A 25,657-nucleotide genomic window follows, 5' to 3' on the forward strand; every position below is an offset into this window, starting at 1 on the left:
TATGAAAAATTTATTTATTTTTCCATTTTTTGCAATTCTCTTTTTTTTAGGAAGTTGCAATAAAGATATGGGATTACAACAAGTTGCTAACAACTTTTCTACTAAAGATTCAATTCTGGCAATGAAAATAGGCACAATGTCATTTTTGCCTTATTCACCCACAAGGGTTCTTATTAGTTCAAATACAGTTAATTCTTCATCAGGTATTACCGATAATGGAGGAGTATTTTATCCTTCTGTTAAAATGGAGGTAAATATTTGGGGTGATTATGTTGATGGGCATATTAATAGTGCTACCACGAATGTAGATTCAGATTATATTCTAGTTGGTGGCGGTGCCAGAGTTTCAGATTTAAGTAATAATAGTTCAAATGTTAATGCATTATTGACAGCTGCATATCCGGTTAATGATAATTCTTTTTATTTTTATAATGCAGCATCAAAAGATCACATTCAATTTTATAATCATCGTTTGTGGGTGTATGCTATTGGCATTAAATTTTATCTTTATAGTTTGAAATCTCATGCATATTATCCTATCGATAGAAATGTATTATTACCCTATTTTTCAATTAATACTACATCCACTCCAGTAGCACAACATCCTCATGGTATAAGTTATGCGCCATCTGGTTATTCGGTTTTATCCGGTGGCGCATTATTGACCTGGCAAAATCCTTCCGGTGGTAATATGTTAGTAGAAAACGGTATTTCTGATGGTGGGGCACCCATTCATTTTACCGAGTCAACCGGAAAAGATCATATCACAGCTACTCCCGCTGTTTTACAAACTTTTACTTTGTCGGTTAATAATAATTTAATATATATTGGTCCATTAGATATTCAACAAAAAATAACTTCTACATTTAATGTACAACATTTGCAAACCTTAACTCAATCTACTGATCCAGGTTACTTATTAGCCGGAATTGGAGCTTATACTACCTATAGTGGTTCAGGTAGAATGCTTTATGCCATGTATCCATTGAATGGGCAAACCACTTTTATTGGAGGAAAAGATCATGTATGGTCAGATATTTCAGGTGGTCTAGTATCTGAGATATATGAAATAAAATTGCCTTAAAGTCAAAATTGTCATTTGTGTGAAATGCCAAACTTAGCATCTTGGAATATATCTTTGTATGAATATATTTTAAATTTTAAATTATTTTCATGCAAGAACCACATGTTTTTAAAGCAGAACCAACTGCAGTAATGGTTGAAAAAGGGAAAACCTATGCCTGGTGTACCTGCGGATTAAGTCAAAAAAATCCTTTTTGCGATGGGCACCATAAAACTATTGAGGGTATGCCCTTTAAACCGTTAAGATTTACGGCCGAAGAAGATGCGGAAGTATGGTTGTGCAATTGTAAGCATACAAAAAATCCGCCTTATTGCGATAGTACGCATCAGCAATTTCAAAAGTAACGTTATAGTTGGCTCTGCTCACTTTGTTGCGCATCCAACTTGTTTTTTTCTTTTTCAGATTGAAACCAGCGGTAACCAATATAGCCGATAATTAAAAATGGTGTTGCTGCTAAGTATAAAATTCCCGCATTCAAACCTTTAGCAGGTCCTTCTCCTAATTGTTCGGCAGTTTTGGTACAAATAGAACATTGCGCTACAGCTGTTGCTGTGCACACTATGATAAATACAAGCCCTAAAAATATTTTGCTACGCCACATTTTCATATTCATGCATTTAAGTGGTAAAGATATACCAAATCAATGCTTTACTTCATTTTGTAACAACAAAAGCGGCGTTAAAAAGCAAATTTTCCAACACCAAAAAAGCGGGTTAAGTAAACTTAAATTAAATTAAAGTAACAATAAATTCATATTCCATTCATATTCAGGTAATACTACTGTTTGAATTTTGGTAAACCAATTGATATGAACAGAAGACCTGTAGATGTTGTTGTGATGAGTGATTTGCACCTGGGTACTACCGGCTGCCATGCTCAGGAACTGGTTAATTACCTGACAAGCATTTCACCCCAAATTCTAATTTTAAATGGCGATATTATTGACGTTTGGCAATTTCGGAAACGTTTTTTTCCGCTTACCCACATGCAGGTGATTAAAGAAATTCTAAGCTTAGCTACCAAAGGCACCAGGGTTATTTATATTACCGGCAATCATGATGAGGCCTTGCGCCGCTATACTCACTTTGATGTAGGCAATATTCAGTTGGTAGATAAAATGGTGATGGAAATTAATGGGCACCTTTGCTGGATTTTTCATGGCGATGTGTTTGATAATACCACCAAAGGCAGTGCCAAATTACTGGCAAAATGGGGTAGCCACGGCTATAATCTGCTGATTCGTTTTAATAGGTTGCTTAATCATTTTTTACAGATGATGGGCCGCGAAAAAATGAGCTTTTCTAAAACTGTAATGAACCGTGTAAATAAAGCAGTCATTAAAATCAACAATTTTGAACAAACAGCTGCCGAAATAGCTATTGAAAAAAAATATGAATATGTTATTTGCGGGCATATTCACGAACCACAAATGCGGGTGGTGGAAAATGAAAATGGAAAGGTTACCTATTTAAATAGCGGCGATTGGGTTGAACATTTGACGGCATTAGAATTTTATAACAATGCCTGGCACATGTATACCTACGATGATAAAGCATTTGAAAGTGCGAAAGTGGTTGATATGCATAAGAAAGTGGCCAGTCCGGATGTGGTAACCGATGAAATTGCCTTATTTGTTCATTCCGTATCGCAATCTTTTCACACTGTACCCGGACAAATAGCTTTATCAAAACCTTTTTAAACCTATTTCATTCATCATGAAAATATTTTACGCCATACAAGCTACCGGTAACGGCCATATCAGCAGGGCCGTAGAGTTGTTGCCCTATTTACAGCAATATGGACAGGTAGATGTTTTTTTAAGCGGTAGTAATAGTCATTTAAACGCTAATCTTCCCGTAAAATTTACCAGTAAGGGTATGAGTTTGTTTTATGGAAATAAAGGTGGATTAGATTATGTAAAAATGTTACAATATTGCTCGCCGATTCGTGCATACAAAGAAGCAAATGCACTACCGTTAGATGATTATGATGTGATACTGAACGATTTTGAAAGTATTACTGCATTGAGCTGCTATCTCAAAAATATACCCAGTGTTAATTTTGGTCATCAGGCCGCTTTCATTTCACCCAATACTCCACGGCCGCAAAAACGAAATTTTGCCGGAGAATTGGTTTTAAAAAAGTATGCACCTGCCAATGCTTATGTAGGGTTGCATTTTCAATCATATGATCATTTTATTTATCCGCCGGTTATTAAAAACGATATTTTAAATGGTATTTCGGAAGATAAAGGCCATGTTACGGTATACCTTTCTCATTATAGTGATGCAGTAGTAGCTAATGCTTTAAGTCAGCTACCCGATATACGGTTTGAAGTGTTTTCAAAATTGGTAAAACAAAGAGAACAGAAAGGGAATATTACTTTTATTCCGATTGATAATGCTTCATTTACCAAAAGCATGTTGCAATCACATGGTGTAATTACCGGTGCCGGTTTTGAAACACCTGCCGAAACTTTATACTTAGGTAAACGCCTGCTGTGTTTGCCCATTAGAGGGCAATATGAGCAGTTGTGTAATGCTGCAGCACTGCAACATTTTAATGTGCCTGTTATTGAAAAAATAGATGATCATTTTGCTGAAAATGTTCAGGCATGGCTGAATGGATTACCACAACAACAACTTACGCTTTCGCATGATACTTATGCCATTGTTCAGCAGGTAATGGAAACCGCCAAAGCAGCCAAACTGTTGCATCAAAACACTTTATCGAACATATTGAATGAAGAAGATGTTTGGGCTATTGGTTAAATTGTTGTAAAGTGTTTAAATAGTATTTTCGGTTTTATCTGAATATCGAACATCTGTTCCGGTTAGCAGAATTTGCCAGGCTTTTTCTATTTCGTTTTTTTGAATGTATTGAATGGCATAGCGGTGTAATTCTTCTTCCATTTCTGCAGGGCTGTTGGCGTAATATTGTATAATCTGTTTCAGTTGCATATCTTCAAAAGCCGCATCAATAGCCGGAATACTGCTTACATTGGCCAATTGTGCCAAATGGTTGCCCGTTAAAATACGGCTATTTTTTATTGCTAAAGGCAGGGCATCTATTCCAATTCCTAAATGTGCATTGGGTTTGGCAACCGTAAATAAATTTTGTTCATTGATAACGGCATACCAATCGCCACCCAATCTGGCAACGTGATGCACTTTACGTTGGTCAATCATAGTCCCTGCATCATTCAAAACATTTTCAGAAACATGCATGCAAATTACTTCGGCTATTACCAATTGCCCGGCACCGGGCCCTTTGCCCAAACTTTTTATTTCCAATACTTTGCATTCTATTTGAATGGGCGATTCTTTTACTAATGGCGGTTGTATGTAAGTGGCTTTTTCTTTGTTGAAGCCGGCTTTCATGAATTCATCTACCCCTTTTGGATAATTGCAACTACTTAAACTAACCTGTTGTACCATGGCTTCAGTACAAATATTGATGCTTACTTCCGGTACTTCCTGTATGTTTAATAAGGTATGTTTTACTTTATTTTCCCGCACACTTCGGGTGGGAGAAAAAATAACAATGGCAGGATTCGTAGAAAATAAATTGAAAAAACTAAAGGGGCTAAGGTTTACATTGCCCGCAGTATCTATGGTACTGGCAAAGGCAATGGGCCGCGGCGCAATGGCATGTTGCAACCAACCCTGCCTTTCTAACCCTGATAATTCCTGAATGGGTATTAACATGTTTCAGTAGTTGTAAGGGTTATTCATTTAATAATTGCAATTATGCAGTTGTATGTTTCTTTTGTGCCAACAAACTAAAATGGCTCTCTTCCTTTACAATAGTATTGCTGATTTTACCTATGTATTCAATTTCCATTTCAACCACATCGCCTTCTTTTAACCATTGTGGTTCATAATTGGGATTGTTCAGTTTACCGGTTCCATTGAGTTCTAAAAAGCAGCCGGTACCAACGGTGCCTGAGCCTATAACATCGCCGGCATACAGGTTGGCGCCATAGCTAGCACGTTCTATAATTTCAGCAAAGGTCCAGTCCATATCACCCAAATTGCCATTGCTCACTTCAACCCCATTTACCCAGCATTTCATACCTAAATTCCAGCTTTTACCGGTATGGCCCGGCTTGGGTGGAATTTCAAAAGCGGTTAATTCATCTAAGGTTACCAAACAAGGGCCAATTACAGTAGAAAAATCTTTTCCTTTGGCAGGGCCCAGATTCAACAGCATTTCTTCCATTTGCAGTTTGCGGGCACTCATATCATTCATCACCATTAAACCGCCAATATATTCATCGGCCACTTCTGCTGCAATATTTCTTCCATTTCTGCAAATTACAATCGCCGCTTCTAATTCAAAATCCAATTGCTCAAAATGGTCGGGCATGCAATAAATGGGGCCGGGGCCTTGTATGCTGTGGTGATTGGTAAAATAAAAAATTGGATACTGATCAAACTCTGGTATCATGGGTACATTTCTATTGCGTCGTGCAGCCGCCACGTGCTGACGAAAAGCATACCCATCTCTGCAACTGGTGGGGAAGGGTATCGGTGCTAATAAATGAATGCCTTCTAACGGTACCCCATTGTTGGCACCCATGGTTCCCATGGTTAAAGCCTGATTTACTTTTTGAGCAATGGGGTACATATCATCCCAGTAATTCAGAAACATATTCATACTGCCCGGTAATTCCGGATGTACTGCATCGCAATCATATAAAAAATTATGCACTATAAATGCCAATTGGTCCTGTCCATCCCGTAAGTACGATATTAATTTCATGTGTATTGTTTTTGTATAGCCACCGGTTTATTCAATGCATTGTTGCAAACTACCATTTCTCATCTTCACTAATATTTTTGTTTTGGTTCATTTTTTTTCTCCAGGCAATTTTTTGAGCCTGCCGTTCGATCAATAATTGGGTAATCAGTTCAGCAGCATCATTTTCCTGATGTTCATGCAGGGTTTGCCTTAATAATTTTTCATCTACATCTATTCTATATAATAATTGCACTAAGGCATAAAAATCAGATTCAATTAAAAATTGAATGGCATCTCGCAGTTGCTGAAAGGCGGGGGTATGCTGCTCAACTGCAATGCTGTTATTTTGCAAAAATCGGGTAACAATATTTTGTGGACTTTCCTGCATAAAATGCTGCAATTTACATCAATATTTTTCAATGATACCCAGACCAAAGAGTGCAAAATCATATTTTACCGGATCGGTGGCATCTAAATTGCGTAAATAATCCGTTAGCTCAATCGCGGTTAACCAGTCGGTTTGTTTGCGGTGTATCATGTTCAGTCTTTTTGCAACCCTGGCTACATGCAAGTCTAATGGGCAAATGAGTTGTGCAGACTGCAATTCTTTCCAAATGCCAAAATCAACGCTCATATTATCTTTCCTTACCATCCAGCGTAAATACATATTTAGCCGTTTACAGGCCGATTTGTTTTCGGGTGCTGCAATGTGTTTTCGGGTTCGGGTAGGAGCATCTTCCATCGAAAAAAAATAATGATGAAATCCATTCAACATGTCTGCAACAGTTGGTCCCCATTGGCTAAAAGCAGGTTCTAAACTTTGGTATTGTTGGTAATGCTGTTGTAAAAATGAAATAGTGTACAATAAATCGGTAGTATTAAATGTGCGGTATTGAAATTGCATTAATTTTTTTAAATCAGCGGGTTGATGGTTGAAGATAAAATCATAAGGGGCATCATCCATCAATTGCATCAATGTTATTGATTTTTGAATAATGGTGGTTCGGTTACCCCATGAAAATAATGCGGCAAACAAACCTGCAATTTCTATATCCTGCTTTTGGGTATATCTGTGTGGAATCGAAATGGGATCGCCTGGAATAAAATCGGGACGGTTGTATATCGCCACTTTGCTATCCAGAAAATCTTTCAAATAATATGTTGACTTTTTCGACATAATTCAGGTATTATTTTATCCAATTAACCCATTGCAGTTTGTAAACACAGAAAGCATTGTAACTTTAAGGCCACAAACCTAATTCAATCGGCATAGCTGCCAAAAGCTTTTTATAAAGTGTTGTAGAAAAATTTAAATCTATTTTTCATTTATTTAAAAAATGCTATTTGTACTGATGCGGCTGTTTGTATAAAAATGTATCTATCATTCCATAAATATACACATATGAAAAAAACAACCATACTAACGATAGCGCTATTTGTGGCGTTAATAGTACAGGCACAACAGCCTTTATATAAAAATGCAAAAGCACCCATTGAAGACCGGATCAATGATTTGTTGAAACGGATGACACCCTTAGAGAAAGCCGGCCAGTTGAATCAGTTGAATGGCGGCATCTTTACCGGTCCGGCAGCCAACGATCCCGGCCAACAGGCTAAAATTGAAATGGCAAAGCAAGGTAAAGTAGGTTCGTTCTTAAATGTTACCGGAGCTAATGAAACAAGGGATTTGCAAAAAATTGCTGTAGAGCAAAGTAGGTTGGGTATACCCCTTTTATTTGCGTTTGATGTTATACATGGTTATAAAACTATTTTCCCCATTCCTTTAGCAGAAGCTTGCAGTTGGGATGTGGCACAAATTGAAAAAGATGCAGCTGTTGCCGCCAAAGAATCTGCTGCAGCCGGTTTGCATTGGACCTTTGCACCGATGTGTGATATTAGTAACGATCCCAGATGGGGGCGTGTGATGGAGGGAGCAGGCGAAGACCCTTACTATGGAAGTGTGGTTGCAGCCGCCAGGGTAAAGGGGTTGCAGGGCAATTTGAACGATGCAGAACATATTATGGCCTGTGTGAAACATTTTGCTGCTTATGGTGCAGTGCAGGGTGGAAGAGAATACAATACAGTTGATGTTTCAAGAGTGGCATTATGGAATAAATACCTGCCGCCTTACCATGCAGGTGTAAATGCCGGTGCTGCTACCCTAATGAATGCATTTAATATTTTTGATGGGGTACCTGCCAGTGGTAATAAATATTTGGTACACGATATTTTAGAAAAGAAATGGGGTTTTAAAGGATTTGTGGTGAGCGATTGGAACTCGTTTGATGAAATGATTACCCATGGCTATGCGGCCAATAGAAAAGATGCTGCTTACAAAGCATTGAGCGCTGGTAGTATGATGGATATGGAATCGAAAGTGGTGGTAGATTATTTACCTGAATTATTAAAAGAAGGAAAAATCACCATGCAACAAGTAGATGATGATGTGCGCAGAGTTTTATACTATAAGTTTAAATTGGGTTTGTTTGATGACCCCTATAAATTTTCTGATGCGGCCAGAGAACAGGCAACAGAATTTACAGAAGCCCATCGCAATGAAGCCAGAAAAGCAGCCGATGCCTCAATTGTATTGTTGAAAAATGAAAACAACGTATTACCCATTGACGCTACTGCTCATTCTTCCATTGCATTAATTGGCTACTATGCTAAAAGCAAAGCCGATTTGTTTGATTTTTGGATTGCCAATGGAAAAGCTGCTGATGCAGTAAGTATTTATGAAGGCATTACTGAAAGGTATCAGCATAGCAATATAGCTTACAGCGATGGTTATTTGCCGGATGGCAGCAGCAATGAACAATTAATCAACGAAGCGGTTGCAACATCTAAAAATGCGGCCGTAATTGTAGTAAATATAGGATTGTCAGGAAAATTAGCCGGTGAAGACCGCTCACTTGCTAACCCTGCTATTTCAGACGGGCAGGTAGCATTGTTAAAAGCATTGCATGCAACGGGTAAACCGGTAATAGCATTGGTTTCAGCAGGACGCCCATTGGTATTAACTGCCATTCAGCCTTATGTAACTGCCATTGTATATTGCTGGATTCTGGGAACAGAAACCGGACATGCCGTTGCCGATGTGTTGAGTGGCGATTATAATCCATCCGGTAAAACCGTGATGAGCTTTCCTTATGCCGTGGGGCAAATTCCGGTGTATTACGATCATTTTAATACCGGTAGGCCTTTACCCGATTCAGGTGATCAGAGTTGGAAGAGCCGCTACCGCGATATTCCCAATACACCATTGTATCCTTTTGGCTTTGGTTTAAGCTATACTAATTTTGCTTACAGTAATTTGGAATTGAATAACAACACTATCCAAAAAGATAGTCCGTTGCAGGTATCAGTGCAGGTAGCCAATACCGGCAACAAAGCCGGATATGAGGTTGCACAATTATACATTCGTGAAATGAGCGCTTCTATTGTACAGCCGGTTAAAGCATTAAAAGCTTTTCAACGGGTGTATTTACGACCCGGCGAGAAAAAATTGCTGCATTTTACCTTAACTGATAAAGATTTGGCTTTTTATGATGGTGAAGGAAATGTGCATATAGAAGCAGGCGCCTTTAAAGTATTTGTTGGCGGTAATTCCAGAGATGTGCTGGAAAAAGATTTTATGTTGAAATAATTTTTTTATTTGAAGAAGGGGGCATCATTTACCAACGGTGCCCCTTTTTTGTTGCTGTGCTTTAATAAGTGCCACAATGGCAATGCCAATCCAAATAATATTCACCATTACAGATGGAAAGGCATGGTGGTAAGATGAATTGATGATAAAACAAATGCCACCCACAATATTGCTCCAGATGTACAATGGAGATGCGGCAGCCAGTTTGCCATTCATATTCATATAATAAGAGCCCAATAACAGTAAAGCACCGAGCCATCCAAGTACTTCTATAAGAATTTGCATATTGTATTTATTGTATGAACCAAAAAAATTAGCCAATAGCCTTATTTAAATCTTCTATTAAATCTTTTACATCTTCAATACCCACGCTTAAACGGATTAATGAATCGGTTAAACCGTTTTTTAAGCGCTCTTCACGTGGTATGGAAGCATGCGTCATAGATGCGGGATGGTTGATTAAACTTTCTACTCCTCCTAAACTTTCGGCCAATGAAAATAGATGGGTAGAAGAAAGAACCCGTTTGGCATTTTCAATACGATCATCTTTCAAAGTAAAACTCATCATACCACCAAAACCACGCATTTGTTTTTGGGCAATAGCATAACCGGCATGGTCTTCAAATCCACACCAATATACCAGGGCTACTTTGGGGTGGTTGCGTAAAAAATGGGCAATGGCTTGTCCGTTTTCACAATGCCTTTGCATACGTACATGTAAAGTCTTTATGCCGCGTAATACCAAAAAACAATCCATGGGTCCGGGAACGGCACCGCATGATTTTTGGATGAAATAAAGCTGTTCCCTCAGGGTTTCATCATTCATGACCAAACAACCCTGAATAACATCGCTATGGCCGCTTAAATATTTGGTGGCTGAGTGCATTACAATATCAGCCCCTAAAGTAAGCGGGTTTTGTAAATAAGGTGATGCAAACGTATTGTCAACACACAATAAAATATTTGCTTTTTTGGCAATAGAAGCAATGGCAGCAATATCGGTAATGTTCATTAATGGATTAGTGGGTGTTTCTATCCATATTAATTTAGTTTTATCGGTAATGGCTTGCTGTACGTTTTCAGGAACAGTAGTATCGGTAAACAAAAAACGAATGCCGAATTTCTGGTATATTTTAGTGAATAACCGGTAAGTACCTCCATACATATCATTGGCTGCAATTACTTCGTCGCCAGGTTGTAATAATTTTAAAACAGCATCGGTTGCAGCAACACCACTACCAAAGGCAAGCCCATATTTGCCCTGCTCAATGGCAGCAAATGCACTTTCTAAAGCAAAGCGAGTGGGGTTTTGGCTTCGGGCATATTCAAAACCTTTGTGTACACCGGGTGCTTCCTGCACAAAGGTAGAGGTTTGGTAAATAGGTGTCATAATAGCGCCGGTAGAAGGATCGGGTTCTGCCCCGGCATGAATAAAAGTGGTAGCTAATTCCATACAATATGCATTTTTGAATAATAAAATACAGGCTTCATGCCTTTTATTAGGCCGCAATTTAACAAAGATGCAAAATGTTGGCGAATGCGTATTTAAAATCGGGATAATAAAAAAATACCCCAACCTGTTTGGGTTGAGGTAAGTGTTCAATAAACAAATTTTTTTTATGGAGCTAAGGTAATGGGCAATGCTGCTTTTACATCATCCCATTCCATAATTAAATTGGCACCATTCTTTGCATCTTCAAAGTAAATGGTAAAATTTTCAATAGGGCTGCTTAATTTTTCTACTGGAATGGTGGTACGAACTACGTCTTTCTTGATATCGTAAGTATAGTTGCCCCAACTGTAATTGTCTTTATTTACAATTAATGTCCATTTATCGGCTTCTGGTATGCAGTATAAAGTGTAACGACCTTTGGACACTACTTTTCCGCCAATTTTTACATTCTTAAAAAATTCAATTTCAGTGGCTTCATTAGCGCCTAAACGCCACATTTCACCATATTTTACGATGCCGTTAAAAATGGTACGGTTGTTTTTTTGTGGGCGACTGAAAATAATTCTTGCAACGGGCAGGTCTTTTACTTTGCCATTCATTTTTAATAAAGGATAACTATCCGGCCAATAGCTCATGTCCATAGGGCTTTTGTCTAAATCTGTGGGCTTTTGTTGTGCCCAAATTGGTAACGATAATAGCATGCAGGCAAAAAAAACAATGAACCGATTCATACTGTTTTGTTTTTATGTGTGGATGAATAATTTTTTATAGCACGAAGATGCAGGGTTTTGTTGAATGAACAAAGATTATGCCGTAAGGTAAATTGAATGATGGAGGGCAATAATACAGTATTACTTTATAACTCATTTAAAAGTATGGCCAATTGTTTAGATGCGAATTGAATTACATCGGGAAAAAACTGTTGATAGGCTTCCTGGAAAAATGCCTTATTGTTTTCCAATACAGGTAATAAAGCAATGGGTGGTTGTAAATATTGTGCCCGATGCACCAATCCTTCAAAGGTTCTTTCAATACCCTGTTTATTTCTGTAATGCAATAGCCAGTTATGCGTTCGCATGTGTTGAAAGGCCGGTGTAAATTTTTCAGGAAACACCGATTCATACTGTTGCAAGACGGTATAAACAGTTTCACTAAAATGCGCTAATTGCTGTTCTGCTGCAAATACCTGTTCATCATTGGCCAAAAAATAATCATACACCACATCCATAAATGAGCCGGCATACAAGCCTACCTGCGGTTTAAACAATTGTTTGGCAGCCAGCGTAGCGGGGTGTTCATCCGTATACTGATCAATTAAACGATGTAACCTAATACCCTGTTGTATCAGTATAGGGAAATTATTTTTTTTATTTCCTTTAATAAAATCACTCATCATATTGCCCGCCAATATATCCGGATGGCCAAATGATAAATATGCATGTGCCAGATAATTCATTTGGCTAAAGTTACAGTAATATTGTATTGTGCAATGAACGATCAACCGGGCTCAATCGTTTAAAACCTCGCTGTTTTGCATTTTTTGTACAACAGCTTCAAATTGTTTGGCAGAAATATTTCTTTTACGTGCCTCAGTAATAGCAGTATTTTCCCAGGTAATAGCTTTTTAGTTTTGCCTAATTTGTATAAAATATGAGCATGGGTATCTGCATTTTCAGGCGATAATGCTGCGGCAATGGATTGCTGACTCCACTTCAGCGCTTTTTTCAAAAAAAATAAGGATCGTTGCTAAACCGGTAAACCTGCCACGCTCCATTGTTTAATTCGTTGGCAATACGCTGGCCACCCGGTGCTGTTTGAATGGTTTGTTTTACAAAGAAAGCTCCATTCTTTTTCGCTTCATCACTTAAAATTTTTGCCATTGTTCAGTGTGTTGTTTAAAACTTTATAAGCGAGTAAAGTATAATAACCATCGGTATTGCGGGTGCCATGATTTACGGTTATGATGTTGCCGGCATTATTTAAAATAATCATTCCAAAAAATGATTTAGGAAAATAAAACACATTGGTATCGGGTTGAATGTAGGATGGAATGGAAGTAGTAGGATAAAAAACACATTTTTCTTCTAATATATTTTTTATTTCATTATTTTTTATTAAGCCAGCTATTCCCACTTCATTGCAAATGCCGCAATCTTTCGATTGTACAAAAATCCGAATCGGTTTTTTTGTAGCTTTGGCTTGTAATGGTATTTTTCAAAGTCAGATGATCTTTGTGCTACCAGAATATGGCTAACAAACAATAATAGCGCACATAGTTTTATTGACATCTTTTTCATATCAGCAGGTATTTATATGGTAAAATAATATATTTTTAATAACAGAAAAATTAATTTTTCTATCTGTTAAGTAATATTTTTTTATTAAGAATGAAGTGCTTTGTACTGTGATGACATTTTATACGCAATTTTGAATTTCGGGAAAATTGTAATCATATTAATGAATTTATTGTAACCTATATGCCTAAAATAGCAATCATTATCGGAGCAGGTCCGGCAGGCTTAACAGCCGCTTATGAACTGGTTACCAAAACAGATATTCAACCCATCATTTTAGAAAAGTCGACCGATATGGGTGGTATTTCTAAAACTGTTGTGTACAAAGGAAACAGAATGGATATTGGCGGGCATCGGTTCTTTTCAAAATCAGATGTAGTGATGCAATGGTGGCAAAATATTTTACCCATTCAGGGGGCTGCGGCAAAAGATGATATACAAAAAGATATTTTTTATCAGCGTAAAAAAACTACGGTTATGCTTTCGCCCAATGGGCCCGATCCGGAACAAACAGATCGAGTAATGCTGATTAGAAAACGCTTATCCCGCATTTTTTTTCTGCGTAAGTTTTTCGATTATCCTATTACGCTCAGTGCAAAAACGCTCTCTAATTTAGGTATTATCCGCATCATTAAAATTGGTTTTAGTTATGTAAAAATTCGCTTGTTTCCACTGAAAGAGGTACATACACTGGAAGATTTTTTTATCAGCAGGTTTGGCACGGAGTTGTATCAAACATTTTTTAAAGATTATACAGAAAAAGTTTGGGGTGTGCCTTGCAGTGCAATTGCAGCCGATTGGGGTGCACAACGCATCAAAGAATTATCTGTTTCACAAGCCATATTGCATGCCATAAAATCGATATTTCAAAAACAGCAATCTATTGAACAAAAAAATGTTTCTACCAGTTTAATCGAACAATTCATGTATCCCAAACTCGGGCCCGGACAAATGTGGGAAATCGTTGCTGCTTTAGTGCAGGAAAAAGGCGGTATTATTATGAAGAACACCAATGTTGTTGCTATACATACCGAAAATAGTTTAGTAAAATCTGTTGCTTATACTGATGCAGTAAGCGGCGAAACAAAAACAATTACCGGTGATTATTTTTTCTCTACCATGCCGGTGAAAGAACTGATTACCGGTATTGGTAACGTAGTACCCGCTGACGTTAAAAAGATTAGTGATGGATTACAGTACCGTGATTTTATTACCGTTGGCTTATTATTGAACCGGTTAAAAATTAAAAACGAAACAGGCATTCTTACCATTAACAATGTAGTGCCTGATAATTGGATTTATATTCAGGAAAGAGATGTAAAAATTGGCCGTCTGCAAATTTTTAATAACTGGTCGCCTTACATGGTCGCCGATGAAACTAAAGTATGGATAGGCTTAGAATATTTTTGTAATGAAGGCGATAAACTTTGGCAAATGGATGATGCCAGCTTTATTCAATTTGCTATTGAAGAGTTACATAAAATTGATATTATTGATCGGAATGATGTAATTGACAGTACCATTATTCGTATGCCGAAAACTTATCCTGCTTATTTTGGTACCTATCATCAATTCAATACTATTCGGCAGTTTACCGATACTTTTTCTAACTTATTTTTAATTGGGCGGAATGGAATGCACAAATACAATAATCAGGATCACTCTATGCTAACGGCCATTACTGCTGTAGAAAATATTAGAAATGGTATTACTACGAAAGACAATATTTGGGCCATTAATACCGAAGGCGATTATCATGAAAGCAATGAAAAATAAGCATTTCTTTTTATATATATACAAGTTTTTTAATGTTTTCTGAATTGTATACTTCTTTAGTATGATAGCTGTTGCATGTGCATTTTTTTCATTTCATTCATCCATCTCCTTATCATTTCTTTTACACTTTCATCACAGTAAAATAATGCTTTTCAAAAAAAATTATGTTGGCTGAAACATTTATGAATACAGTGTTTTGTGTAATTAAAGTATTTCATTTAAAAATAGCGGCATTACCGTTCATACAAAACAGCAGGTGTTTACTGTAACCAATCACAAACTATTTCGTTTCATTTTCGGGGCAGCGTAGGTTTGCCCTATCAAACAAAAATATTTTTTTAGAAACCTTAAAATTGTATTACAATGAAAAAAATAATTTCTCTGGCACTGATAACTGTATCCATCGCAGCTACAGCCGCCACCGATCCTGCCTCTAAAGTAAGCTTTACTGTGCTGAACCATTTTACGGATAAATTTTTAAAAGCTGAAAATGTTGATTGGAAAGTGACTGATCAGTTTGTAAAAGCCAGCTTTATTTTAAATGGCAAAGAAATGAATGCTTTTTACGATAACTACGGCGAATTAACCGCTGTAACTGCAAAATTGCAGTTCGACAAATTACCGCAACGTGCCATTATGGCTATTGGGTTAAAATACCCTTTCCCACTTTACAAATTAACCGATTGTATTGAGATGCAAACACCCAATGGGAAAACAAATTACTATGTTTCTTTATTAACTGATAGAGAAAATATTGTTTTAGAAATTTCTCCTAACGGAAATGTAAGTGAGTTTAAAAGGTTATCTTTATAGTGTTTATGAAAGCAGGCTGATTATAGTTTTGGCCTGCATTTTTTATCCATAAATTGTTGCATTGTTATAAACTGACCTTCCTGTTTCATTGTTTCTATGAACTGATGTAATCTGTCTTCGAGCCTTTTGCCTGAATATCTTTTGGTGTAGTTCGGAATTTGATAGTTGGATAGTTCTGTAAATTCCCAGGGATGCAGGTATAAAGAAACGTACCCGTCTTGCCGCAAGGTTTGTAAGGTAAATTTTACAAACAATGATAGCGGCATGTTTTTAAATGCCAACCAAAATAAAGGAATTCGTAAGTTGGGTGTAACTGATGCAGGAATACGCACTATGTGTTGTTCTGTATACCATGTTCTCGGTAAATGGCGGTTGTTGTATCTTCCCGGAATCCAGGTGGGGTTTACAGAAGCATCGTACAGGTAACCTGCAGCTTTTAACGCAGCTATATTTACCTGCTGCATTCTAGGCATTCTTAATCCGGCAATGGTTTGCCCGGAAATGACTGCTAATCTTTGTTTCGATAATAATAAATCTGCCTCTTCAAAACGACTATGGTAAAAAGTATGCGAAGCAATTTCTTGTGTACCGGCTAATTGTTGTATTTGTTTCGGAAAATGGATGGCATAATTTGCAGTGGTAAATAATGTACAGGAAATATTGTGTTGCTGCAATATGGTTTCGAGCACATCGGTCCCTTTTTTACCAACATTCATTTGTTCTTCCGGTGATATAGGCTGTCCGTATTCCAGGGGCATATCAAACTCTTCCACATCAAAACTTAATAAAATAAATTTTTCATCCCTCATACTGCAAAGTTATTAGGTTGCCACAATTTGGAAGTAGATACTTTTAAAAATTGTCGGGTCAATATTTGTGCTACAATCACACACCAAATGATAACGTTGGGCAATGCCTTAATGGCATAAGGTCTTGCAATATGATCACGAAACCATGGTGTTAGTATATCAGAATAGGAGAAACTGGTAATTAGGAATGCGGTAATGAATAATACATGAATGAAAATATTTTTGGGTTGTAACCAATACCAAAGGCAAACTGCCGGAAATGCAATGATGTAAGTTGGCGATTCAGAGCCGGTACTAAAAATAACCGGAAACAACAATACCGAACACAATAAGTACAAACCAAATCGTGCATCTTTAAAATAACGGTATGGCAGGTATTGCGATACAAACAATAGGGCCGCCGGTACCAATACCCATATATCTTTCAAATATTTCAATCCAAATAAGCGGCGTAAAATACCCATTGCAGAAATGTCCTGATAATCATTATGAATATCTAACCGAATATTTTTAGCCGATTTTTTCTGCAAACCATGATACCAGTCGGCATAACTTTTTATAATAAAATGTGGTGGTGCAATCAACATGGGTGCTATAAAAAATATTACTGACCAAATTACACTCCAAAGTATAAACCGCATTTTATTTTTACTGAAAAAGAAGAAAGCAAAACCAACAATGCCATAAATTTTGATAAATACGGCAATTAAAATAAAAAATAATCCCCATTTGTCTTTCCCTTCCCAAATAAAAGAAAAACCAAAAATAATGCAGGCAGCTATCAAAGCATTACTTTGTACCCATGATGATGCATTCAACATTTCAACGGAAGAAAAAATTAGTATTAAATTCTGACCCGTTTTTTGAATGGGCAATTTTCTAATGGCAACATATAAAATTCCTGTATTAAATAATACCCATGTAATAGCACCCCAGATTTTGGGTAATACTGCAAAAGGCGCAATTACAATGCTGAAAAAAGGGCCATATAAATTAACATCGGCATAGGTTTGTGGATATTCAAGGTATAAATTAGTTTGTTGCAGGGTATGAAAAAATACATAACGAAAAATAACAAAGTTATTAAATCGGTCATGGCCTATGGCCTGAATAATAACGGAGGTGAGCGATAATCCAAACCAAAGCACTATGGATACCTTTGTATCAGTTAGCCATTGATAGGGTTTCCCAAAATATGGATGTTTATTTTTTTGTATTTCTGCCTGCATATTTATCGAATATTCGTTTCATCTACAATATATTTAGGCCTTTGTTTACTTTGTATAAACAGTTTACCCAAATAAATTCCCATAATTCCTAAAATCATTAATTGTAAGCCGCCAAAAAAAACAATGGTTACAATAGTAGAAGCCCAGCCCGATATGGCTTTGCCGTACCATAAACTATATACTACATAGGGTACATAACAAATAGACAAAGCAGAAAAACTAAAACCCAAATAAATGGCAATGTTTAAGGGTTTTACACTAAACGAGGTTAAGCCTTGTAAGGCCAAACGTACCAATGCTTTATGGTTGTATTTGGTGGTGCCTGCTGCTCTGGCATGCGGGGTATAGGGTATTCCGGTTTGTTGAAAGCCCACCCATTTTATCAACCCCCTGAAAAAAGGCCTGTCTTCGTGCAGGTTATTTAAAATGGCTACTACTTTTTTATCGAGCAAACGATAATCTGCTATGCCATCTTCTAATTCCACATCCGATAAATGATTGATTAACCGGTAAAACAGGGTTGAAGAGAGCTGATTCATTTTTTGGGCATGTTCATTTTTTTCTTCCCGGTAAGTGTATACAACGGCATTGCCTTGCTGCCAAAGTTCAATTAATTTCGGAATCAATTCAGGCGGGTGCTGCATATCGGCATCCATTGTAATAACCGCATCTCCTTTGGCATAATCAAAACCGGCCAATAAGGCATTATCTTTCCCGAAGTTTCTGGAAAACGAAATATAGAAAATATTTTTGTTTGTTTTTTCTGCCTCCTTCAGTGCTTGTAAACTATTATCCGCACTGCCATCATTTACAAAAATAATCTCATATTCAAAAGGGAGCTGTTCAAAAATAGCAGCAATGCTGTTGCTGATAATGGGAATATTCAATTCCTCATTAAACACCGGGATAATAACACTAATCAACATATTCATGTAGGGTAAGGGTTACCAAAAGTATATGATTTTATTACACACTGCAACACCGGGTAAATTATCGCAGTTAAAACCACCCAAAAAATTTATTTTTGCCGCTCAAAATAACAAATCATGCAAAAAGGACCCGTTTCTCAGTTTATAGAACACCATTACCGGCATTTTAATGCTGCCGCTTTAATGGATGCAGCCAAAGCATACGAAGCGCACATGTTAGAAGGCGGTAAAATGATGATTACTTTAGCCGGCGCCATGAGTACTGCCGAATTGGGCATTTCATTGGCCGAAATGATTCGGCAGGATAAAGTGCAGATAATTAGTTGCACCGGCGCTAATTTAGAGGAAGATATTATGAACTTGGTGGCACACAGCCATTACAAACGGGTACCCAACTACCGCGATTTAAGTCCGCAGGAAGAATGGGATTTACTTGAAAACCATTACAACCGCGTTACCGATACCTGCATACCGGAAGAAGAAGCCTTCCGCCGTTTACAACAACATATTTTTAAACTATGGAAAGATGCCGATGCAAAAGGCGAACGTTATTTTCCGCACGAATACATGTATCAAATGCTGCTCAGTGGCGTATTAGAGCAGTATTATGAAATTGATCCGAAAGACAGTTGGATGCTGGCAGCCGCACAAAAAAATATTCCCATTGTTGTGCCCGGTTGGGAAGATAGTACCATGGGCAATATTTTTGCCAGTTATGTAATAAAAGGCGAACTAAAGGCAGCTACTATGAAAACCGGTATTGAGTACATGGTAACATTAAGCCAATGGTATCGCGTAAACAGTAGCGGCAAAGGGGTAGGGTTCTTTCAAATTGGCGGGGGTATTGCAGGCGATTTCCCTATTTGTGTGGTACCCATGATGTACCAGGATTTAGCATGGCACGATGTGCCCTTCTGGAGCTATTTCTGCCAAATCAGCGATTCTACTACCTCTTACGGTTCTTATTCCGGTGCCGTTCCCAACGAAAAAATTACATGGGGTAAATTAGATATACATACGCCTAAGTTTATTGTAGAAAGTGATGCCACTATCGTAGCCCCATTGATGTTTGCCTGGATATTGGGCTGGTAATGTTTTTGTACCCGGCTGCATTACTACTATATAGCTTCCGTTGCGTCGCACACTTGTACGGCAACCATTCTATTCAACAAGGGCGAAGTGCCGAAATGGTGCTTTGCCCTTATTTATTGTTATTGCATTTGTAGGGATGGCTTTTTTTGATATTACTCCATTTATATACGCTGAAAAATATTTAGCAATGAAATACTGCAATAGCATTATTCATTTTTTGTTTCAATACTATCGGTTTCAGCGGCTTTTAAAAGCAAGGGTAAAATTGTTCCCATCATATTTTTCTCTGCATAAATTGGCATGGTTGAACCTCCACGCTTTAAATAAATTTCTTCACCTTTTTTATTGTAAATAATATTGGTTGGATAAACGGGCATACCTTTTAATAAAATATCCGTTTGAGTACTATCAATAGCATACACAGGAAATTGTATGTGGTATCTTTTAATAAATGCTTTTATGGTATCTACTGATTCGCTGGCAAATGAAAAAAACTGAATGTTTTTATTGCCCTGTAGGGTAGCATATAATTTGTTCAATGCCGGAAATTCTGCAATACAAGGGGGACAATTAGCAAACCAATAATTGGCAAAAATAACTTTGTCTTTGGTATCTTTTGCGGAAACCTGCTGCATGGTGTGAAAAATGGAGCCATCTGCTATTTTGTTTTGAGGTACACTATCTTGTTGTATCTCAGTGTTATTATTGACTTTACCTCGTAATAGTTTTAATTTTATTTCGGGTTTATTGTCATTAAATGATTTCACTAAAAAATGCCTATGGCCAAGTAATAGCGTATCGCCAATAAAATGGTTGGTAAAAGATTTTTTATTGTTGATATAGATGGTAGTATAACCTGTATTTAAAAAGCTGTCAGTGCAACAACCTCTCACAAATAATAAATTCAAATTTTCTTTTTTATATTTAAATATGCCACTATAGCCCATTCCGAAGCCCAATGAAATAATGGTATGTAGCAAATTCCGATCATACATTTTTATATTAACAGCACCATAAATTGGATGAAGGTTGGGGATGTTTGTTGTTTGCGTTATTATTTTTTGTATGGTAAAATAATTTACATTGTTATTGAGTGGGCTTGTATAGTTTTCTGATAAGTCAATTATTCTGTCATCTGTAAATTGCTGGTTGTTGTTGGCGTCAATTACTAAAATATAATTTCCATTTATTTTTTTCCCTAATAAGATATGTAACTTTTCAAAAGTGGTTGAGTCATTTTTTTCTATTTCATATTTAATCTGCTTTTGTAAATGCTGATTCCAATTTTTATTAATAGTTAATTTAGGAAAAAAATTATATACTTCTGTAAAAATAATGGCAGAGTCAATACCTAATTCATTTAATAAAAGTTTATCCTTGCATGGGTTGCCTCTATGATAAATTGTTTGAATGTTATACTGATTAAAGGGTATTTGCACTTGTTTTAGTGCGACAGCGTAGTTGACCTTCCACAAACTGCAACTATAAATTAAAAAGCAATTTATGCATAACATTATCCATTTTTGATGATACAAGTTCATGTTCTTAAAATTTAAATGTAAATAGGTTATTTAATGTTGACTTAAATCACCTATTTAAAATAGTACTACTTGATACCTGGACAAGGAATTAAATTGCCATTACAAGTTAATCCTACGTTGTTTTCTGCGGTGCAGTTTTTGCTCGATCCGCAAATACTCGGATTAGTTGGTCCGGTACATACGGGCAAACAGTTTCATAACCACCCACAATTTGTTTCATTTCATCTTTAGTTAATGGTTTCATTTGTTTATATTTTTAATGTGATTGAATATTCCTTTTTTCTCCGGTAAGAAAATATTACATCGGTTCAATGGCCATTGAATGCATTACTATTTACCTTCCGGACGATCAATAAATAATGCAGTACAATAATATACGTTTTTTATGGAAACGGCAATTAGGGAATCCTTAGAATTTTTGCTATTTACTTCGTGTATGAATTAGCCGATGTGCACCCAATTCATGTTCAAAAGCAAAACATTCGTTGAGCGATTCCATTGTATAATTTTTTACATTTACTTTAAATATAATTTGTTAATTGAATACCGTTACTTTACTGAACCACTGCTTTTTGATACCATTCCAGCTTTGATTCATAAGTATGTAAAACAGCAGGTGAAAAATCAGGATGCTCTTTTAAAGATGTAATGGCTTTCTCTGCTGACGCTATGGACTTTGTTTTATTTTTTGCCCGCCAATACCATTCTGCCATCTCTTCATAATATTTGGGTAGGGACGCTAATTCCGGATAAGGAAACTGATGAACGTATAATTGATAGGCCTCTGCCCCCAATGCATACATGGCTGTTGGCAATTTTTTCGGCGTTTTGTAATTTTTAATATTGTACACAATACTACTTGCAATAGCAGCTGCATTTGCACTTTGTAATGCTTTTTTCCCATACTCTAAGGCAGCCGGAACATTGGTTTGTAGCAGTACATACAATGTGTAATCTACCACCAACGGTTCATATTTTAATTGCGGTTCTTTCTCAATGAAATGATTGATATAAGCAAGTATAGAGTCGGGCTGTTCTTTCCTGAGTGGAATATTCAAATCTTTATTTTCATTCACTATATCTTCATTGCCCATAAAATTTCTTAATTCATGGTAAAGAGAATCGGTTAGTCTTTTTATATGAAAGGATATATTTCTTTCATATAGAGCCTGATGAATATTCCATTGTTGGTGGATGATTTTAGTAGCCACCTGCTCAAAATATTGCGGATCTCCAATCCAGGCAATTGCTCCTCTTCCGTTCACCACCATAATTTTAGGAATACTGCCATCACCACATGCTTTTAGCCATTTATTTTCAATTTGTGCATCTTCATCTACAGCTACCGAATAATCCATACGGTTACCCATGCTATCCACAATTTTTTTTATTTTTTCTATAGGTGTTTTGGCTTCATAAACAGCAATGGATACAATTTCTATATCACCCCTGTGTTTTCTGGCAAATGCAGTTAATTTTGGCATAGCAGCTATACAAGGTTTACACCAAGTTGCCCAAAATTCAATGGCATATAGCTTACCGGTTTCAAAAGTTTGAAACGGAGTTCCTTTTAGCCATGTACTTACTTGAAGTGGCGGTGCAGGGTCGCCAATATTCAGGGTAACTGAATCCATATTTTGTGCCCTGCTGTTCACACTTATGAACCACAGCATGATGAATAATATAATTGTTGATAGGTAATTAAACTTCAGTTGCATAATTCATGGGTTAGTTGTATAACTGATTTGAGAAAATATCAGTTACTGATTCAAACAACTTGGGAAAAATACACTTACCTTTTACAAAGGTATATAATGCCACAGTATCAATTTGTTGCATACTATGGCAAATATTTAAATCATTAATATACTGAAACACAATAGCATTTTCCGGTAGACGGACTTGAGTGTCAAGTGCCTGCAAGCTTTCCAATCATGCAACTACCCATGCAATTTGCTGCACAACCTGATGCATCATTGCTTCCACCTTTAATTTGTTTCATTTCATTTTTTGAAAGTTTACCTTTCAGATCTGTGAGACTCATTTTTTTTATAATTTTAAATTTTTGAAGTTAAAAATATGCCTGTTAGTTCTACAGGCAACCCTTGCGCAATAGGTAACATAAAAATATAAACAATTTTTGAATAGTATGTGTAGGGGAAGCCCTACAATTTTAATTTCTATTGATAATTTTTAAAAAATTTTCATAAAAACGTTGTAACAAGCGTTTGTCAGCTGTTATAATAGAAGCTTGTGCAGTTAAACCTTCTCTATACTGCAAGGCCTCATAGTAATTCGTTGCTAAGCCATTTACTAAATTTACTTTCGCCATATAGCCACTATCGGTTGGAATGGCTGAAATAAAAGAGATTCTACCCTCTACATAACCATATTCCTGATAGGGATAAGCATTTAACTTCAATAAAACCTTTTGCCGGGTTTTTACTTTCCCAAAATTTGTTTGTGGAATATTAATAATGGCATATACAGGGGCATGTTTTCCTGCATATTATAAATGCTAGGTATAGAAATTGTATTGTTGGGACGATATGTTTGTCTTATTTTTTATATATATGGTTAAAGAATCACCGGGCATAATGAAACAGTAATGCCCCTTACCATCAAAAATATACCCACTGCATGTGTCAGTACAAGTATAACTGCAAGTAGTGGCAGCTATGCTATCGATGGTAACATATTGTGTAATAGTCTTTCTAAAAATATTGATCAGGTGTGGTCATTAAACCTGAATAGGCCGGTTTTAAAATATCAAATGCCATAGAGTCTTTTAGTTCAGGCGATAAGGTATATATATACCGAATGGTAAATGCTTTTTGGGCAATGTTTGTTTGAAAGCAGCATAAAGCATTCAATAAAGTTATAATAAATTGTTTCATTGAATATAATTGGTGATGTATTCGAAATTATTCCAAATAATTATTGATAAATTTCTTAACTTCTTCTAAGTTTCCTGAATTTCTAAAAAGTATATTTCCATCTCTATCAATCAAAAAATGTAATGGATAACTGGTGGCATTCATTTTATTTCGAAAATTTTTGTTGTAGTCAAAATAATTTGGCCATTTTGCATTATTTTTAATTAAAATATTTTTTGCTAATTTTATTCTTTCCGGTTTATTTTCGTCAGTAACTGAAATGAAATGTATACCCTTGTCTTTATATTGATGATACATAGCAACAATTGTTGGCATTGCTTTAATACATGGCAGGCAGGTGGTAGACCAATAATCTATGAATGTTAATAGATAGTTGTTAAAATATTTTTTTGTTAAAATATTTTTTCCGTCAAAATTTATATTAGGAAACTTTTTGCCAATCAACGTTGAATCTTCGTTTCTAAGCTTTTTTTCGAATGCTTTAAAAAGTTCGGTTTTTTTGAAATTATCAGAGAATAATGATAAGTTATCTAAATAGATGTGGTTAAAATTATATAGCGTATAATCATAAACTATTTCCCAAAATGCAACATATGAGTTGGTATTATATTTTATATAATTGCCAATTATCTCTTCTTTTTTTTGTAAATCTGTTAAACTGTCAAGGTTATTTCTGTTTATGTGAATATATAAATCTGAAAATAATTTTTTAAAATGGGCATATTCATCGTTAATCGATGAATGCATATTCACTTCATAGGCATTAAAGCAATCTGGTAATTGTATTTTATGGAAACCACTATCTAAAAAAAATGTAGAAGTTACATATACCTGTTTTGTTTTGGTGTTAAAATATTGAAATGATAATGGGATAGGGTATTGAAATTCACCTTCCAGTAAATTTTTGTTTTTTATGATGATTTGATAGGCAGACTGTTCAAAGCCAAATTGTTTTCCAAAATCCTTAATGTATTGATTGGTATCTAAATGGTATTTATAAAAATCTTCATACCCCTTTCTGATAATTTGAGGTGAAATGATTAATTTATCATTTATAAATGTTGGCGCTTCAAGCTCAATTTTGAATTTTACTTGTGCAAACAAAAACGTAGGGTTAATCAATATCAATAAAATATAATAAAAAATTTTCATTTTATGTTAATTTGTTATCTGTATTTTTTGATTAAAAATCATTCTTGTCCGGCAAAACTTAAAATAAAAATTGCTGTAAAGAATTACAGGCTAAAAAATGATTGTTTCAAAATTTGAGGGAGTACCCCTTTTTTGAAATCGACTGAAATATGGTTCTTTAAAGGGTTTAAACAATTAGTTTACAATTTTAGACGGACAA

Annotated in this window: 29 protein-coding genes; 8 read left to right on the plus strand and 21 right to left on the minus strand. The window is 36.1% G+C overall.

The genetic code is table 11. From position 1 onward, the window contains the following. Window position 1: 1 nt before the first annotated feature. A complete protein-coding gene (locus AC3QLY_RS08585) occupies window positions 2–1,084 on the plus strand; it encodes a hypothetical protein (RefSeq protein ID WP_074417665.1) in 1,083 nt (360 codons plus the stop codon). 89 nt (window positions 1,085–1,173) lie between these two features. Continuing rightward, entirely contained in the window at window positions 1,174–1,428 is a 255-nt protein-coding gene (locus AC3QLY_RS08590; protein WP_074417664.1) for a CDGSH iron-sulfur domain-containing protein, read from the plus strand. A gap of 2 nt (window positions 1,429–1,430) precedes the next feature. On the opposite strand, the gene AC3QLY_RS08595 is transcribed toward AC3QLY_RS08590, so the two are convergent. Then, window positions 1,431–1,697, minus strand: a complete 267-nt coding sequence (locus AC3QLY_RS08595; protein ID WP_492989665.1) for a hypothetical protein — start codon at window positions 1,695–1,697, stop codon at window positions 1,431–1,433. Between the two features lie 195 nt (window positions 1,698–1,892). Between AC3QLY_RS08595 and AC3QLY_RS08600 the strand changes: the two genes are divergently transcribed. Both AC3QLY_RS08600 and AC3QLY_RS08605 read left to right on the plus strand, forming a co-directional pair. Next, window positions 1,893–2,783: a UDP-2,3-diacylglucosamine diphosphatase gene (locus tag AC3QLY_RS08600; RefSeq protein ID WP_492989666.1), complete on the plus strand. Its 891-nt coding sequence runs from the start codon at window positions 1,893–1,895 to the stop codon at window positions 2,781–2,783. A gap of 16 nt (window positions 2,784–2,799) precedes the next feature. Then, window positions 2,800–3,855 (plus strand): glycosyltransferase family protein, encoded by a 1,056-nt coding sequence (locus AC3QLY_RS08605; protein ID WP_492989667.1) that lies wholly within the window; start codon window positions 2,800–2,802, stop codon window positions 3,853–3,855. 15 nt (window positions 3,856–3,870) lie between these two features. On the opposite strand, the gene AC3QLY_RS08610 is transcribed toward AC3QLY_RS08605, so the two are convergent. From AC3QLY_RS08610 to AC3QLY_RS08625, 4 genes are read right to left on the minus strand one after another with little or no spacing between them, the layout of a single operon-like run. Continuing rightward, complete coding sequence (locus AC3QLY_RS08610) at window positions 3,871–4,791, minus strand: flavin reductase family protein (RefSeq protein WP_492989668.1); 921 nt, start codon at window positions 4,789–4,791, stop codon at window positions 3,871–3,873. Window positions 4,792–4,831: 40 nt separating this feature from the next. Further along, the gene (locus AC3QLY_RS08615) at window positions 4,832–5,848 is read right to left on the minus strand and encodes a fumarylacetoacetate hydrolase family protein (RefSeq protein WP_492989669.1); all 1,017 of its coding nucleotides are present in this window, start codon (window positions 5,846–5,848) and stop codon (window positions 4,832–4,834) included. A gap of 49 nt (window positions 5,849–5,897) precedes the next feature. Further along, window positions 5,898–6,215, minus strand: a complete 318-nt coding sequence (locus AC3QLY_RS08620; RefSeq protein ID WP_074417660.1) for a hypothetical protein — start codon at window positions 6,213–6,215, stop codon at window positions 5,898–5,900. An 18-nt stretch (window positions 6,216–6,233) separates the two neighbouring features. After that, on the minus strand, window positions 6,234–7,004 hold the full coding sequence (locus tag AC3QLY_RS08625) for a TIGR02757 family protein (RefSeq protein ID WP_492989670.1): 771 nt from the start codon (window positions 7,002–7,004) through the stop codon (window positions 6,234–6,236). Between the two features lie 225 nt (window positions 7,005–7,229). Here AC3QLY_RS08625 and bglX point away from each other — a divergent pair, with 225 nt between their 5' ends. Continuing rightward, the gene (gene bglX / locus AC3QLY_RS08630) at window positions 7,230–9,473 is read left to right on the plus strand and encodes a beta-glucosidase BglX (protein ID WP_492989671.1); all 2,244 of its coding nucleotides are present in this window, start codon (window positions 7,230–7,232) and stop codon (window positions 9,471–9,473) included. Window positions 9,474–9,497: 24 nt separating this feature from the next. On the opposite strand, the gene AC3QLY_RS08635 is transcribed toward bglX, so the two are convergent. The 6 genes from AC3QLY_RS08635 to AC3QLY_RS08660 all read right to left on the minus strand — a co-directional run bounded on the left by AC3QLY_RS08635 (window position 9,498) and on the right by AC3QLY_RS08660 (window position 13,059). Next, window positions 9,498–9,758, minus strand: a complete 261-nt coding sequence (locus AC3QLY_RS08635; RefSeq protein WP_492989672.1) for a CBU_0592 family membrane protein — start codon at window positions 9,756–9,758, stop codon at window positions 9,498–9,500. A 28-nt stretch (window positions 9,759–9,786) separates the two neighbouring features. Next, window positions 9,787–10,926, minus strand: coding sequence for a cystathionine gamma-synthase (locus tag AC3QLY_RS08640; RefSeq protein ID WP_492989673.1), 1,140 nt, complete (start codon window positions 10,924–10,926; stop codon window positions 9,787–9,789). Between the two features lie 164 nt (window positions 10,927–11,090). Continuing rightward, window positions 11,091–11,657 carry a DUF2911 domain-containing protein gene (locus AC3QLY_RS08645; RefSeq protein ID WP_074417656.1) on the minus strand — a complete coding sequence of 189 codons (567 nt, stop codon included), beginning with the start codon at window positions 11,655–11,657 and terminating at the stop codon, window positions 11,091–11,093. A 125-nt stretch (window positions 11,658–11,782) separates the two neighbouring features. Then, window positions 11,783–12,382: an acyl carrier protein phosphodiesterase gene (locus tag AC3QLY_RS08650; protein WP_287101474.1), complete on the minus strand. Its 600-nt coding sequence runs from the start codon at window positions 12,380–12,382 to the stop codon at window positions 11,783–11,785. Between the two features lie 268 nt (window positions 12,383–12,650). Next, window positions 12,651–12,806 (minus strand): hypothetical protein, encoded by a 156-nt coding sequence (locus AC3QLY_RS08655; RefSeq protein WP_176712974.1) that lies wholly within the window; start codon window positions 12,804–12,806, stop codon window positions 12,651–12,653. After that, window positions 12,787–13,059 carry a hypothetical protein gene (locus AC3QLY_RS08660; protein WP_074417653.1) on the minus strand — a complete coding sequence of 91 codons (273 nt, stop codon included), beginning with the start codon at window positions 13,057–13,059 and terminating at the stop codon, window positions 12,787–12,789. Before AC3QLY_RS08660 ends, AC3QLY_RS08655 begins: the two co-directional genes overlap by 20 nt. A 332-nt stretch (window positions 13,060–13,391) precedes the next feature. Between AC3QLY_RS08660 and AC3QLY_RS08665 the strand changes: the two genes are divergently transcribed. Next, a complete protein-coding gene (locus tag AC3QLY_RS08665; RefSeq protein WP_287101477.1) occupies window positions 13,392–14,996 on the plus strand; it encodes an NAD(P)/FAD-dependent oxidoreductase in 1,605 nt (534 codons plus the stop codon). Window positions 14,997–15,359: 363 nt separating this feature from the next. Beyond that, entirely contained in the window at window positions 15,360–15,809 is a 450-nt protein-coding gene (locus AC3QLY_RS08670; RefSeq protein ID WP_074417651.1) for a hypothetical protein, read from the plus strand. A 20-nt stretch (window positions 15,810–15,829) separates the two neighbouring features. Here AC3QLY_RS08670 and AC3QLY_RS08675 read toward each other — a convergent pair whose 3' ends face one another. From AC3QLY_RS08675 to AC3QLY_RS08685, 3 genes are read right to left on the minus strand one after another with little or no spacing between them, the layout of a single operon-like run. Then, window positions 15,830–16,618, minus strand: a complete 789-nt coding sequence (locus tag AC3QLY_RS08675) for a polysaccharide deacetylase family protein (RefSeq protein ID WP_074417650.1) — start codon at window positions 16,616–16,618, stop codon at window positions 15,830–15,832. Beyond that, window positions 16,615–17,847, minus strand: coding sequence for a glycosyltransferase family 87 protein (locus AC3QLY_RS08680; protein ID WP_218332146.1), 1,233 nt, complete (start codon window positions 17,845–17,847; stop codon window positions 16,615–16,617). Before AC3QLY_RS08680 ends, AC3QLY_RS08675 begins: the two co-directional genes overlap by 4 nt. Before the next feature lie 2 nt (window positions 17,848–17,849). Beyond that, the gene (locus AC3QLY_RS08685; RefSeq protein ID WP_074421178.1) at window positions 17,850–18,779 is read right to left on the minus strand and encodes a glycosyltransferase family 2 protein; all 930 of its coding nucleotides are present in this window, start codon (window positions 18,777–18,779) and stop codon (window positions 17,850–17,852) included. A 114-nt stretch (window positions 18,780–18,893) separates the two neighbouring features. Here AC3QLY_RS08685 and AC3QLY_RS08690 point away from each other — a divergent pair, with 114 nt between their 5' ends. Next, window positions 18,894–19,868 (plus strand): deoxyhypusine synthase family protein, encoded by a 975-nt coding sequence (locus tag AC3QLY_RS08690; protein ID WP_074421179.1) that lies wholly within the window; start codon window positions 18,894–18,896, stop codon window positions 19,866–19,868. Window positions 19,869–20,074: 206 nt separating this feature from the next. Here the strand turns inward: AC3QLY_RS08690 and AC3QLY_RS08695 are convergent, their stop codons facing one another. From AC3QLY_RS08695 to AC3QLY_RS08725, 7 genes are all read right to left on the minus strand, one after another. Next, window positions 20,075–21,307, minus strand: a complete 1,233-nt coding sequence (locus AC3QLY_RS08695; protein WP_074417647.1) for a TlpA family protein disulfide reductase — start codon at window positions 21,305–21,307, stop codon at window positions 20,075–20,077. 214 nt (window positions 21,308–21,521) lie between these two features. Continuing rightward, window positions 21,522–21,653: a bacteriocin gene (locus tag AC3QLY_RS08700; RefSeq protein ID WP_141676732.1), complete on the minus strand. Its 132-nt coding sequence runs from the start codon at window positions 21,651–21,653 to the stop codon at window positions 21,522–21,524. Window positions 21,654–21,963: 310 nt separating this feature from the next. Further along, window positions 21,964–23,082, minus strand: coding sequence for a TlpA family protein disulfide reductase (locus AC3QLY_RS08705; RefSeq protein WP_179855950.1), 1,119 nt, complete (start codon window positions 23,080–23,082; stop codon window positions 21,964–21,966). A 236-nt stretch (window positions 23,083–23,318) separates the two neighbouring features. Further along, on the minus strand, window positions 23,319–23,465 hold the full coding sequence (locus AC3QLY_RS08710; RefSeq protein ID WP_353744842.1) for a TIGR04149 family rSAM-modified RiPP: 147 nt from the start codon (window positions 23,463–23,465) through the stop codon (window positions 23,319–23,321). A gap of 117 nt (window positions 23,466–23,582) precedes the next feature. After that, the gene (locus tag AC3QLY_RS08715; RefSeq protein WP_081299090.1) at window positions 23,583–23,888 is read right to left on the minus strand and encodes a beta-barrel domain-containing protein; all 306 of its coding nucleotides are present in this window, start codon (window positions 23,886–23,888) and stop codon (window positions 23,583–23,585) included. 235 nt (window positions 23,889–24,123) lie between these two features. Further along, window positions 24,124–24,306: a hypothetical protein gene (locus AC3QLY_RS08720; protein ID WP_074417644.1), complete on the minus strand. Its 183-nt coding sequence runs from the start codon at window positions 24,304–24,306 to the stop codon at window positions 24,124–24,126. A 27-nt stretch (window positions 24,307–24,333) separates the two neighbouring features. Further along, on the minus strand, window positions 24,334–25,458 hold the full coding sequence (locus tag AC3QLY_RS08725) for a TlpA family protein disulfide reductase (protein WP_074417643.1): 1,125 nt from the start codon (window positions 25,456–25,458) through the stop codon (window positions 24,334–24,336). Window positions 25,459–25,657 lie beyond the last annotated feature (199 nt).

It is taken from the genome of Hydrotalea sp. GW822-HT8A01 (assembly GCF_058798575.1).

Bases quoted from the DNA above. Each gene is read 5' to 3' on its own strand.
- AC3QLY_RS08585 (WP_074417665.1), top strand. From the start codon at position 2: ATGAAAAATTTATTTATTTTTCCATTTTTTGCAATTCTCTTTTTTTTA.
- AC3QLY_RS08590 (WP_074417664.1), top strand. From the start codon at position 1,174: ATGCAAGAACCACATGTTTTTAAAGCAGAACCAACTGCAGTAATGGTT.
- AC3QLY_RS08595 (WP_492989665.1), bottom strand. From the start codon at position 1,697: ATGAATATGAAAATGTGGCGTAGCAAAATATTTTTAGGGCTTGTATTT.
- AC3QLY_RS08600 (WP_492989666.1), top strand. From the start codon at position 1,893: ATGAACAGAAGACCTGTAGATGTTGTTGTGATGAGTGATTTGCACCTG.
- AC3QLY_RS08605 (WP_492989667.1), top strand. From the start codon at position 2,800: ATGAAAATATTTTACGCCATACAAGCTACCGGTAACGGCCATATCAGC.
- AC3QLY_RS08610 (WP_492989668.1), bottom strand. From the start codon at position 4,791: ATGTTAATACCCATTCAGGAATTATCAGGGTTAGAAAGGCAGGGTTGG.
- AC3QLY_RS08615 (WP_492989669.1), bottom strand. From the start codon at position 5,848: ATGAAATTAATATCGTACTTACGGGATGGACAGGACCAATTGGCATTT.
- AC3QLY_RS08620 (WP_074417660.1), bottom strand. From the start codon at position 6,215: ATGCAGGAAAGTCCACAAAATATTGTTACCCGATTTTTGCAAAATAAC.
- AC3QLY_RS08625 (WP_492989670.1), bottom strand. From the start codon at position 7,004: ATGTCGAAAAAGTCAACATATTATTTGAAAGATTTTCTGGATAGCAAA.
- bglX (WP_492989671.1), top strand. From the start codon at position 7,230: ATGAAAAAAACAACCATACTAACGATAGCGCTATTTGTGGCGTTAATA.
- AC3QLY_RS08635 (WP_492989672.1), bottom strand. From the start codon at position 9,758: ATGCAAATTCTTATAGAAGTACTTGGATGGCTCGGTGCTTTACTGTTA.
- AC3QLY_RS08640 (WP_492989673.1), bottom strand. From the start codon at position 10,926: ATGGAATTAGCTACCACTTTTATTCATGCCGGGGCAGAACCCGATCCT.
- AC3QLY_RS08645 (WP_074417656.1), bottom strand. From the start codon at position 11,657: ATGAATCGGTTCATTGTTTTTTTTGCCTGCATGCTATTATCGTTACCA.
- AC3QLY_RS08650 (WP_287101474.1), bottom strand. From the start codon at position 12,382: ATGAATTATCTGGCACATGCATATTTATCATTTGGCCATCCGGATATA.
- AC3QLY_RS08655 (WP_176712974.1), bottom strand. From the start codon at position 12,806: ATGGCAAAAATTTTAAGTGATGAAGCGAAAAAGAATGGAGCTTTCTTT.
- AC3QLY_RS08670 (WP_074417651.1), top strand. From the start codon at position 15,360: ATGAAAAAAATAATTTCTCTGGCACTGATAACTGTATCCATCGCAGCT.
- AC3QLY_RS08675 (WP_074417650.1), bottom strand. From the start codon at position 16,618: ATGAGGGATGAAAAATTTATTTTATTAAGTTTTGATGTGGAAGAGTTT.
- AC3QLY_RS08680 (WP_218332146.1), bottom strand. From the start codon at position 17,847: ATGCAGGCAGAAATACAAAAAAATAAACATCCATATTTTGGGAAACCC.
- AC3QLY_RS08685 (WP_074421178.1), bottom strand. From the start codon at position 18,779: ATGAATATGTTGATTAGTGTTATTATCCCGGTGTTTAATGAGGAATTG.
- AC3QLY_RS08690 (WP_074421179.1), top strand. From the start codon at position 18,894: ATGCAAAAAGGACCCGTTTCTCAGTTTATAGAACACCATTACCGGCAT.
- AC3QLY_RS08700 (WP_141676732.1), bottom strand. From the start codon at position 21,653: ATGAAACCATTAACTAAAGATGAAATGAAACAAATTGTGGGTGGTTAT.
- AC3QLY_RS08705 (WP_179855950.1), bottom strand. From the start codon at position 23,082: ATGCTGTGGTTCATAAGTGTGAACAGCAGGGCACAAAATATGGATTCA.
- AC3QLY_RS08720 (WP_074417644.1), bottom strand. From the start codon at position 24,306: ATGAAACAATTTATTATAACTTTATTGAATGCTTTATGCTGCTTTCAA.
- AC3QLY_RS08725 (WP_074417643.1), bottom strand. From the start codon at position 25,458: ATGAAAATTTTTTATTATATTTTATTGATATTGATTAACCCTACGTTT.